An 11,877-nucleotide genomic window follows, 5' to 3' on the forward strand; every position below is an offset into this window, starting at 1 on the left:
TGCTTTTGAAAGAAGAAAGTGACTTCACTGCTATACAGAAGGCTTATAGAGATGAGTGGAGTTTTTATGACCTAATAAACGATAGAGATTTTAAACAAACGTACATAGATAAAGCAGTAACAGAGTCTGCTAATAAGAGCTTTAAGGAAGATATAGATAAATGTATAAAGTTGGCAGAGCAGGGAAAAGAAGCTGCAAGTAAATATCTTGGAGAGAAAGGCGTAGAGCTTCGAGCTTATTACACAGAAACTGATAACACTCATAGAGTTTTGAATATCAATCTTATTAATTACAATAGAAGTGAGCCAACCAGAGTTAGTGATATTTTACAGCAAGAGAAAGATATTAAAGAATTGAATATCTATTGCAATAAAAAACATGAAATACACGCTCATCAAGAAGATAAGAAAAGATATTATGAATTTAAAGAAGGCGCATGTTATGAAATGACAAGTACTTGGCCTGTAAAGGATGAGTCCGGGAATGTTTCAATTTGTACCATGATTATGAATGTGAGTAGTGATGGCATAACTGAAGTACTAAAATTTAATGATGAAGATTTTGTGCTATCGGAGGAGATCTTAGAATTGATAAAGCAAAATGATGAATTATATATTCAAAGTCTCTCCTTATATGATGCTGTACTAGAAAAGGGTAAGGCTGCTGATGTTGTGCCTACTGCTAATAATAATTTTCAAAATGAATCTATAACGGCCTATCAAGATAAGGAACCAGAGGAGGAATTAGACCCTAAAGTTGATGCTGACAATAGCCTTCCTCCTTCTATTAATAGCAATGCATCAACTAAAACGGAAGTCAATTTACAACACACTGAAACTCAAACAGAAGTTGCTTCACAACAAATCGAAACTAAAACGGAAGTCAATTTACAGCACACTGGAACTCAGACAGAATTTGCTTCACAACAAATGGATGAATTGATTTTAAATAATCAGATGCTGTCCGAAAAAAACGTTGAATTGAAGCAAGAAATGTCAAATTTGAAAAAAGAAGCTGTTGAATTGAAGCAAGAAATAGAAGCAGGGTTGCAAGTGATAAATAAAAAGCACCATGAATTAATACAAGAAAATCAGCGACTACAGGAGAAACTAGAAACAACCCAAGCAGAAGCTAATCAAACAATTGTAAAGTTAGAGAAGCAGAATAGCAATTTACAAGACAGGTTTGAAAAAGAGGAGCAAAAAAACACGGAATTGCAAACTGAACTGGCACAAAAAAATGAAGAATTAGCAGGTGTGTTAAAAGAGCTACAAGGGAAAGCACAAGAACTTAAAGGTGTATATGAAGAAAAAAGAAAGCTAAAGGAAGAGCTGAAAATTGTTAATGCAGGAAAGAAGAATTTGGAAAAAGAGCTAAATCAAGCACGAGAAGATGCGGAACAGATAATGGTTGAACAACGCCAGCAGAAAGAGCGCTTGAAAGATCAGCTAAGAGAATTAGATCAGGAATATAAGGTACAAGTAGAAATTGAGCAAAAGATTAAAGAATCAGATAGGCAGGATAGCGATTTACAAGATACACTTGGAGAAGAGAGACTAAAACTCAACATTGAAGAGCTAGAAAACGAGTACGAGGAATTTCCAGGAGATACGGTACTTACACTTAAACTCACTAAAGATGAAGATGAAGATGAAGATAAAGTCGAAGAGTTAAGAAACGAGCTAGAGCGTGAGAAAGAAAAGTGTAAACAATTATTAGAAGAAGAAAATGAATGGGGTGATGAATTGGTAGGAATGCTTGATGGACTGGAAGAAAAAATTCGTGCTGATGAACAAAGGAGCTTCAACAATCAATTAACGGGAGAAATTTCTAATGAGTCTGGTAATGCTCCACAAAAGAAGAGCGGGTTATCAAAATCTTCAAGCGTTGATAATGAGTCTTATGTTCCACTGAGAGAGAAGACAACATTACTCAGATCTTTAAGCGTTGATAGTGGACTTGATAGCGATGAAGAAAATTGTGATAATGATTTATCTTTCAACATAAGTCCTATAAGTTCTATTGAGAAGGTGGCAGAGAGTAGAAACGTAGGTAGGGTATCATTGTGAAGATGGTTGGGGTTAAGTTGCAACTTAAGTAGGGCGCAAAAGGTCTTTTGTGTTGATAATAATTTAAAATCTATAGTAGACTAAAAAAGATTATTAAATTATAATATAACATATGATAAAAGACGAGAAATCGAAAACAATTTTTGAAGTGGAAGGGGCAGTAACTGCTTTACTACCTGCAGCAGAATTTAGAGTGAAACTGGACAATGAACATGAGATTATCTGTCATGTATCAGGGAAAGTGAGAAGAAGTAAAATACGCATCATTATAGGGGATAGGGTGTTAGTTGAGATGAGCATTTACGATAGGAATGCGAGAAAGGGTAGGATCATTAGAAGGCTTAAAGGTACAAGTGACAGAACGATCTCTAAATAATCTTATTCTTGCTTCATCATCGAAAAGGCGTATAGCTTTACTAAAACAAATAAACATTGAGCCAGGTTTAATTTTGCCAGCAGATATAGATGAAGCCCCTTTAAAAAAGGAACTTCCGAAGGATTACTCAATCCGTATGGCAAAAAGTAAAGCTGAGAAAATACAAAGTTTAAATCCAAATTATTTTGTGCTTGGTGTTGATACAGTTGTTGCTTGTGGTAGAAGGATATTGCTCAAAGCTGAAAACGTTGAGCAAGCAGAAAAATGTATCCTCTTGTTATCAGGAAGAAGGCATAGAGTATACACCAGTGTATGTCTATTAACTCCCGATCAATCTAAACAACATATCAGGACTGTGGTTACAATAGTGAAATTTAAACGTCTCAGTGAACAAGAAATTAAGTATTATTTAGCATCAGAAGAGTGGAAAAATAGGGCGGGGGGATGCAATATACAAGGCCTAGCTGGAGTGTTCGTATTGTTCTTACGCGGCTCCTACTCTTCCGTTATAGGGTTACCATTACATGAAACCTATTGTTTGCTAAGCAATTATTTTAACTTCAATTTATATTGAAATACCTTTATTAGTATCTTTTTTTTGTTGTGACTCAGCAACCTGTTTAGCCCAATCTAGTGGTCTTTTATTTCTGTTAGCTAATGCAATTCTATTGCGATCATAACCATCAGTGTGTTCTGTTAAAGTATCTCCTCTTTCTTCTTCTATTACTCCAGCTTTCAGTTGTGCTTCATCTTTCTCTAGTAATTTATATAGTTCGCTATTTTTATCTACGGTTGGATTAGTGTCAGCATTTTCTCGTTCTGCCACTGTTTTTTCTAACCACTTACGTATAGGGTCATATTGTTTACCTTCTCCTATCTTTTCTAAAACGTTTTCTGAGAATGAATCTTTAGGAATATTTTCTTTAGTAGCCTGTTGTGCCGGTTCTCTTAACCCTTTATCCAATGCTTCTTTTAACTCACTCGTATCTCCGATTTCTTTTGGTTCAATGTTTTCTAAGCTCTTCTTTAACTGTTCAGGATTTACTTGAGATTGTTCATTATTGTCATGAGTTGGAGATGAATAGCCCGAATCGTTTGTTTTTATGTCTGTTGAGCTGTCTTTTAGCAACCCAACTTCTCTCAAGCGTTTTTTAGTTTCTTCGCTAATCTGACTCTGATCAGCTGGTTTTAACCCGAGATTTTCTTGACCTAATGTATTTTTAAGTTCTTCAAATAGAGTTAGATTACTTTGTCTAATATGTTCTTCTAATTTCCTTCCTACCTGTTTTAAATCTGTTTGAGATTTACTATCACTATTAGTTGGAGATATATAGCCTGAATCACTTATACTATTTGGTGTTGAAGCAGAGACACTAACAGTTGGACCTTCCACTATTTTTACATCTGCTAAATCGTCTTTTTGCAATCCATCTTCTTTATCTTGTGACAGTTTATCAGTAGGATCAACTTGCCTTAATCCTCTATTATCCTGCTGTGATCTATCTCTGATTTCTTTAAGAAGATTTTCAGGTGGAGTTTGATCACTTTGTTCAATGTTCTCTAAGCTCTTCTTTAACTGTTCAGGATTTACTTGAGATTGTTCATTATTGTCATGAGTTGGAGATGAATAGCCCGAGTCACTTTTATTATTGAGTGCTGTAGCAGAGAGCGGCTGTTCACTTTCTTTCCACTTAGCATCACTAGCATCTTGGTTATCACTGTTATCTGGAGAAGATGAATAAGGAATTCTGTCCTTTAATGTCTCTAACGGTGATGGGTTATTTTTTCTACTTCCTGCAATTGATGCTTTTCTATCATCAACATCAATGTGCCGTAAGTTGTTTTTCTTGAAATTTCTGATGTCTTGTAACAGATCGCCTTTGCTATTTCCTTCTTGTTGCTGGGTTTTAGGTTGTTGCTGATCATTAGGTGTTTGCTCACTTCTATCTGGTTTTTGGCTTCCAGGTACAGCATGTCCAAATGTAGGATTGTCATACCGTTCATCTTCTTGCCTATTATCTTGATTGTGGCTTACAGACTTGGTGAAAGTAGAACTATCTGAAGAATCAGAAGTTGCACCTTTTTGCTGATTATTAGGTGTTTGCTCATTTTCGCGCAAGTCATCTGGTTTTTGGCTTCCAGATTTGGCTCCCCCTTGCTCATCGAAAACACCTTTTTCAGGTGGTAGTGAACTAGTTCTAGGTGGAAGTGGCGGAGGAGTTTTTTTGTTCTGAGGATTCTCCTCAAAAAGCGATTGTAGGTTATAAACTTGACCTCCCGAATTTGCTTCTCGTGCTGCTTGTCTAAGCTCACGCTTTTCTTTAGCCTCCTGAGAATTAATTTTATCGTCAAAATCTTTTCCAATTCCGTTATCGTAAGACTGCCTTCTGCTGTTAGATTGTAGTCCAAAATGTGAATGGTGGTCTTCTTTTTTTTGAGTTATATCAGTAGCTTGAACGCTAACACCTCTATTAACATCAATTCTTGTCGTAGTTTCAGATGATAGCTCGTTACTGTCTTTATTATGTTGCATCTCATTCGCTTTTCCTTGTCCTTTCTCCCTGAATTGTATTTCATGCAAGAATAAACCACCTATTTTTACATCTCTGTTTACTTCTAACCGTTCTAGAGAAAAATCATCACCTTTAACAAGGTCTACACCGTTAGCATCAATCTTAATTTTGATCTTACATTCCTTCCCCTCCGCATACCACTTTAAAGTCATTTCATATGAACCATCAGTTACGACATAATGTCTTATTTTTTTCCCTTCTTCCTTGGCAACAAAACCATGCATTCCGCTCTTTCCATCACTATGCAATGTTGAAAATCCCGAGATTTCATTCTTCTCACAAAAATCACTATTTAAAAATTCGCTAATTTTAAACTCTTTTTTGTTATCTTCCAGCGTAATACTTGCGTGATTACCGTATATTGAAACTCCTGCAACATCATCAACATACTCTTTCAACCTTTCTTTAACTTCACTTTCAAGGTCTTGTCCAGCTTTCTTTGTCTTGTCGCATTTCTGAAGAATAACTCCATATGCTTTATCTTTGTTTTCTTCTTCGTCCCAATTCCAGTTGGCGTGTTTTGTTAAAAACTTTACTGTGTTAAAATCAACTCTAGCATTATAAATTGGGTCGTCTTCCTTTTTTATTTTATCAAATAAAGGAAAAATTTCTTGAATGCGCTCATTATAAATGTGTTCTTGTTGTGTATCGTTAGTGCCCATATATCCCTCACTAATAACCCTCTGCCTTTAGTTCTAGCTAATACTAGCTAATATAATTATCACAAGCATTGGTTGAATTTTTATTAAGGAAGGTTGTGTTACTAATGTGATGACACAAGCTATTTTATGGTAACATCAAACGATTTAAGTTGTCATTCCAGTCTGGAATCCAGCCTTTCACGAACCCCATCAAAAATGTTGTGTTTTAACATAAGATTAGCTATTTTTATGCTCACTAACTTAGTGCCAATCAAGATTCCTGGATCCCAGTGTCTGGGCACTGGGATGACATCCTTCTTGGCGGAAATCACTCTTATATCACAACAGCTGCATAGCCTAAATTGCTTTAGCTATAGCTCTGTTTTTGCAACTTCAAATATCTGCTACTCATAGTAAACACTTCTGGATCTTGAGAGGTTAGCTTGAGTATAGCGAGTATGTTGATAAACAACAAAGCAGCAATCGAGATATCAGCAACATCCCATAGCAACCGGACTTTACCTATCGCACCAAGCGGAATGATCATGGTAAAAATTACAATCCAGATTTTAGTGTATTTATTATCCATAGACACATAGCGTATTGTCTGTTTTGAGCAAAAAAACCAAGTAAAAATAGTAGTAAAAGCAAAACAAAACATTATGGCCATAATTAAATAGTCAATATAAGGCCAATTCATTGCCTTTCTAAAAGCAAATATGCACATGTTAGTGCTCTCTAAATCAGTGACCCAAGAATCTGTGACAAGCAGTACCATTGTTGTAATAAACACTATAAACGCAACTATAAAAGGCGATATTATCGTAATTAGACTCTGCTCAATAATAAATTTATTATTATTTTTCTTAGGAACAATTGAAGAATGTACGATTCCTTCAAGGCCAAGCCCTATATCTGTTGCAAAAATACCTCGCAAAGTTCCGACTTGAATAATAGTCAACATTTCTAGAATCAAACCTAGAGATAAACCAGAGTTAAAGCTACTGGTTGTAAAAAAACTGCTTGTTATTAGTTTTAGAGAAGGAAGAATATTTTCACTAAATTTAAATAATATGATACCGCAAAGTGTGAGGTAACTTACCGTCATTATCGGTATCATAGCCGATATAAAAATTTTAATTTTTTTTAAGCTGAGAGCTGCAACAACAAAAAATATTATGGCCATTACAATGCCACCAACAACTACAGGCACATCTATCATATTAAGTGGTATTGATAGAGAATTTACCTGAACAAGGTTACCAACTGTTATTGAAACCATCATCATGATAACTAGAAAGACAATTGTGGCCTTCCTAGAGTTAAACGCATCAGTCATGTAGGCTACAGGGCCACCTATAAACCGTTCGTTCTTTTCCTTTCTGGTTTTTATACTTAGATAACAAGTGACATATTTTATCACAGAAGTGATAACAATAATTATTGCCATCCATAAAATAGAGCCCGGTCCTCCGGTTTTTAGAGCAACAGCAGTTCCTGAAATATTTCCTACTCCTAAATTTCCCCCTAAAATTGTAAACAGAGCGGCTATAGAAGAAAATTTATTTTCTCCTTTTTTAGCTCCAAGGAGTGAAAGGGCGTATGGTAATCTAAATACCTGTAGCCATTTTAGTTTAATCGATAGGTAAACACCAGCAACTAGCATGAGTAATATTGTTGGCAGTAATAAAACAAACTTTACTATATCCATTTACATACTAAAAGTGAGTGTTTTGACTTAAGTATACATACAAAAGTTGAAAATACCCAACCTATTTTCTATGTATGACTTCGTTTCCGTCATTCTAGAAACCTTTTCTTGTCATCCAAGTAGCTGACACATAACTGTACGAACATTGTAATATGGTACAATGTTAAGACGATGTCATTCCAGTCTGGAATCCAGCTTTTAATGCAACCCCTCACCAAAAATATTGTGTTTTAACATAAGGTTAGCTACTTTTATACTCACCAACTTAGTGTCCAATCTGGATCCCAGTGTCTGGGCACTGGGATGACATCTTTTTTCTTGGTACAAATTACTCTTATATCTCAATGTTCGTACAGTTAGTGCGTGACACTGGGATCTAAATTTTTTATGCGAAACCATTATGTTTATATACTTGTAGGCCCAAGTTCCTCACATAGTGAACAAAAAAGTAAATGAGATTCCAGTGTCACGCACTGGAATGACACCTACCCCATGAGAACCCTATTTTTCATACCACTCATTTATAAGTTCATTGACATCAGAATCTATAAAATTCTTCAGTGGCTGTTTGATTTTTATCTCAGCATTTTTAGGGATGCACCTATCTTTACATATCGCATAATTTATATGGAAGTTAAGGTCAATATACCCTTGATTTGAAAACACATTCATCTTAAAGGGAAATAACACCATGTCCTCATATACGTTACTGATAAATATCTCTCTTCCTACTTTATCTCTATGTTTTTTTGGAGTAGGCCAGTAAATATCTATGTTTAATGTGTTACCCTTACAATCAAAAGAAGTGGGAAAACCGAAATCTCCAGGATCTTTATAATATATGTGCCAGCCTGGTTTTACTGTAACCCTTATTGCACCTTTGAGAGTGAGGCTTGCTTCATTTATCTCGCCAATAAGTAAATCAAATTTTGCAATTTCCTCGTCAGCATATAGTTGAGTGCAAGAAAAAAATAAAAACAATATTAAATATATATGTATTTTCATTAAGGTAAATTTCTCCTTTTATAGAGAAAGTGATTTAGATTTTAATTATTATATTTAATAGCATTATATAGATTATTTATTAACATAGCATTATACTAGCATAAATATACTAGGGATTATAGTTCTTTTATGCTGCCTTTTTGTTATTAGACAACCACAATATAAAGGAGTGAAACGGATGCAAACAGTAGTGCATTTCTGCACCAAACGTATTACCTTTAACGAATAGTAAAATGTGAGATTTTTTGGAATTACCGTGGAGCAATTGCTCCACGGTTTCATTCTACTTAGAATCCACCCATGCCACTCATTTCTCCTGCACCCATAGGAGATGAAGCATTTTCTTTGCTTGGTACATCAACTATCATAGATTCAGTAGTTATCAGCACACTCGCAACAGATACCGCTGTTTCAAAAGCGATACGAACCACTTTTGCTGGATCAATCACACCAGCTGTAAATGCATTAGCGTAATTCATAGCCTCAACGTTGTATATAAGCTCTTTATCATTCTGCTTAATCAAATAGTCAATTATAACAGCAGATTCAAGACCAGCATTTTTGACTAACCTTCTAATTGGAGCACTGAGAACTTTCTTGATAATGTTTATGCCTATTTGTTCCTCGTCACTTGCACCTTTTAATTTGTCGAGAACAGATGAAGCATAAAGAAGCGCAACCCCACCACCTGGAACTATACCTTCTTCAATTGCAGCTCTTGTTGCATGCAGCGCATCTTCGACTCTATCTCTACGTTCTTTAACTTCCACTTCAGTTGCTCCACCAACTTTGAGCACAGCAACGCCACCTGATAATTTCGCTAAACGTTCTCTTAGCTTTTCTTTATCATAATCAGAAGTTGAAGTTTCAATTTGAGATTTAATCTGCTCGATTCTAGCTTTCACACTGTCAGAATCGCTATTTTCGCTGACAACTGTGGTATTATCTTTAGTAATTTTAACATTTTTAGCCGTACCAAGATCATCAAGCGTGAGATCTTCCATCTTGATTCCAAGTTCATCTTTTATGACATACTTAGCACCAGTCAAAGTTGCTATATCTTCGAGCATCTCCTTTCTTCTGTCACCAAAACCTGGAGCTTTTACTGCAGCAACTTTTAAACCACCACGCAATTTATTGATAACTAAAGTGCTTAATGCTTCACCTTCGATATCCTCTGCAATAATAACCAAAGGTTTACCAGATTTAACAATAGCTTCAAGAATAGGAAGTAAAGGTTGAATAATATTTAATTTTTTCTCTGTAATTAATAGATAAGGATTATCAAGCTCCACGATCATTTTTTCATTATTTGTAATAAAATACGGAGAGAGATAACCGCGATCAAATTGCATGCCAGTAGTCAGCTCAACTTCTAACTCTTTTGAACCTTTACTCTCTTCAACAGTTATTACACCCTCTTTTCCAACTTTTTTCACGGAATCAGCGATACTGTTACCTATATCCTTATCACCATTTGCAGAGATTATTGCAACTTGTGCCACTTCGTCTATTTTCTCTAGAGAAATTGTACGAGACATTGACGCAATTTCCTTTAATATTACATCTTTTGCCTTCTGTATTCCGTTTTTAATACCAACACGATCGTTTCCAGCAGCAATTGATTTTGAAGCTTCTATTATCATGTTGCTAGTTAGTATTGAGCACGTTGTTGTACCATCACCAACTTTGTCGTTACATTGAGAACAACTTTGTGCAAAGATGCTTGCTATCACAGCGTTTAATGGTTTTTCAGGCTTGATACCCTTCATCACCTTATAACCATCTTTTGTAATTTCTGGTGCTCCATAGGGCTTATTAATCCCTACTGTTTTTCCTCTAGGTCCCGCAGTTATTGCTACCGTTGAATCCACTATTGCTGCGACTTCACGAAAGGCTTCTTGCAACTGCTCACCTGATACTACTACATTAGTCATTTTTATCACCTCTTGTTAATAAAAAATTTAGAAAACTATAATAAAACCATTTACAATGCGCTATGTTGCGCTTTGTTTCAGTTTAGTAAAATAAAGACTGCTACTTAATGACAGCAAGTATATCGGATTCCTTCATCACGATAAGCTTCTCATTATTATGTTCTATTTCTGTACCAGCCCATTGGCGATAGAACACTTTATCACCAGCTTTCACAGTTAAAGTTACGCGTTCGCCACTTGAATTGCGTGAACCTTCACCAATTGCTATAACTTCACCTTTAGTAGGTTTCTTTTCAGCACTTGATGGAAGCACAATTCCACCTTGCTTTTCTTCGCTAATAGGCTTGATCAGCACGCTATCATCTAATACATTTAAACTTATACTTGACATTTGTTTTTCCTCATCAACAAATTAACTTATAAGTTTATATATATACTCGTAAGTTAGATTTCAAGGGCTGGAGCTTGTAAAATATGCACGCCAAAAGCAGTTTTTAAAAAGAGCCTAATGTTATATAATAAAATTTAGATTTATTTATAGAGATTTCATGAGTTATATACCATTCTTAAGTCGTGGTGTGATAGTGCTATATGGGCCTGACACTAGAGATTTTCTGCAGGGTATTATAACCAATGATATTAATAAGTTGGATAGCCAAAAAGCCATTTACTCTTTATTGCTTAGCCCTCAGGGAAAATATCTATATGATTTTTTTCTTATTGAATATGGTAAATACACCCTCTTGGAGTGCGAAAACATGCACTTGCAGCAAATAATCGAGAAACTGGATTTGCTTAAAACTTATTTGAAAGTGAAAATTAAAGACGTTAGCGCACTATATAAGGTTGGAGTTTTGTTTAATACTAAGTTGGCGGAGTGTAGTAGTGAATCACAAGTTATTTTTCAAGATCCAAGGCACAAGCTGCTAGGAATGAGGATCATACATAAAGATGAAATGAAAGAGCCGGTTGGGGATTTTACTCAGTATGAAAAAGTTAGAATTCAAAACCTTGTTCCAGATGGAGCGAAAGATATGGTGCAGAATTCATCATTTCCGCTGCAATTTTTAATCAATAAAGTAAACGGTATAAGCTTTAATAAGGGGTGTTATATAGGTCAGGAAGTCGTAAATCGAATGAGCAGACAAGAAATATTCAGAAGAAAACTTTACCTTGTTGAGGGAGATAACGCACTTCCAGATATTGGCACTAAAGTAACGAATGAAAATAATGAGGAAATAGGGGAACTGCGCTCTAGTGTAGACAACATTGGACTTGCATTGCTTAATACTGGAAAGAGCCATGCAAATTTATATGCAGATGGAGTTAGGTGCGTTAAGACGTTGAAGTCTTAAGGTAGCGCATATAGAAACGAAAAACTTGCTTGACACCCTTCGCCAGCGCCCTTATCATAACAGTGAAGCTATTTCATTTAACTTCGCAATCTGTGCAGATTAAAACGACAAGGACTCCTGATATAATGTTGAACATTTTTTTTCTGCATTTCCGGGAATGTTCAAAAAAGTGTGTCAAACCGAAAAAAAAGTAATAAATTGGGGCAAAGA

Annotated in this window: 11 protein-coding genes; 4 read left to right on the forward strand and 7 right to left on the reverse strand. The window is 35.4% G+C overall.

Going from position 1 to position 11,877, the window contains the following annotated elements:
• The 3 genes from BA053_RS07635 to BA053_RS03075 all read left to right on the forward strand — a co-directional run.
• Positions 1–2,069: coiled-coil domain-containing protein (locus tag BA053_RS07635; RefSeq protein WP_065106743.1), on the forward strand; the 2,069-nt coding region annotated here is incomplete at its 5' end.
• Positions 2,070–2,181: 112 nt separating this feature from the next.
• Positions 2,182–2,445, forward strand: coding sequence for a translation initiation factor IF-1 (gene infA / locus BA053_RS03070; RefSeq protein ID WP_007550159.1), 264 nt, complete (start codon positions 2,182–2,184; stop codon positions 2,443–2,445).
• Complete coding sequence (locus BA053_RS03075) at positions 2,423–3,019, forward strand: Maf family nucleotide pyrophosphatase (protein ID WP_065106744.1); 597 nt, start codon at positions 2,423–2,425, stop codon at positions 3,017–3,019. Before infA ends, BA053_RS03075 begins: the two co-directional genes overlap by 23 nt.
• On the opposite strand, the gene BA053_RS03080 is transcribed toward BA053_RS03075, so the two are convergent.
• The 7 genes from BA053_RS03080 to BA053_RS03100 form a co-directional block, all read right to left on the reverse strand.
• A complete protein-coding gene (locus tag BA053_RS03080; RefSeq protein WP_065106745.1) occupies positions 3,011–5,680 on the reverse strand; it encodes a hypothetical protein in 2,670 nt (889 codons plus the stop codon). The genes BA053_RS03075 and BA053_RS03080 overlap by 9 nt on opposite strands.
• 152 nt (positions 5,681–5,832) lie before the next feature.
• Positions 5,833–5,991: a hypothetical protein gene (locus BA053_RS07255; protein ID WP_156518029.1), complete on the reverse strand. Its 159-nt coding sequence runs from the start codon at positions 5,989–5,991 to the stop codon at positions 5,833–5,835.
• Positions 5,992–6,026: 35 nt separating this feature from the next.
• Positions 6,027–7,370 (reverse strand): alanine:cation symporter family protein, encoded by a 1,344-nt coding sequence (locus tag BA053_RS03085; RefSeq protein ID WP_065094755.1) that lies wholly within the window; start codon positions 7,368–7,370, stop codon positions 6,027–6,029.
• A 198-nt stretch (positions 7,371–7,568) separates the two neighbouring features.
• On the reverse strand, positions 7,569–7,769 hold the full coding sequence (locus tag BA053_RS07260) for a hypothetical protein (protein WP_156518028.1): 201 nt from the start codon (positions 7,767–7,769) through the stop codon (positions 7,569–7,571).
• 102 nt (positions 7,770–7,871) lie between these two features.
• On the reverse strand, positions 7,872–8,375 hold the full coding sequence (locus BA053_RS03090) for a protein-disulfide reductase DsbD domain-containing protein (RefSeq protein WP_065094754.1): 504 nt from the start codon (positions 8,373–8,375) through the stop codon (positions 7,872–7,874).
• A gap of 287 nt (positions 8,376–8,662) precedes the next feature.
• The gene (groL, locus tag BA053_RS03095) at positions 8,663–10,312 is read right to left on the reverse strand and encodes a chaperonin GroEL (RefSeq protein WP_065094753.1); all 1,650 of its coding nucleotides are present in this window, start codon (positions 10,310–10,312) and stop codon (positions 8,663–8,665) included.
• A 100-nt stretch (positions 10,313–10,412) separates the two neighbouring features.
• Positions 10,413–10,694, reverse strand: coding sequence for a co-chaperone GroES (locus BA053_RS03100; RefSeq protein ID WP_173862895.1), 282 nt, complete (start codon positions 10,692–10,694; stop codon positions 10,413–10,415).
• Between the two features lie 166 nt (positions 10,695–10,860).
• On the opposite strand from BA053_RS03100, the gene ygfZ reads away from it, so the two are divergent.
• The gene (gene ygfZ / locus BA053_RS03105) at positions 10,861–11,667 is read left to right on the forward strand and encodes a CAF17-like 4Fe-4S cluster assembly/insertion protein YgfZ (protein ID WP_065094752.1); all 807 of its coding nucleotides are present in this window, start codon (positions 10,861–10,863) and stop codon (positions 11,665–11,667) included.
• Positions 11,668–11,877: the final 210 nt, after the last annotated feature.

It is taken from the genome of Wolbachia endosymbiont of Nomada ferruginata (assembly GCF_001675785.1).
Taxonomy (GTDB): Bacteria; Pseudomonadota; Alphaproteobacteria; order Rickettsiales; family Anaplasmataceae; genus Wolbachia; species Wolbachia pipientis.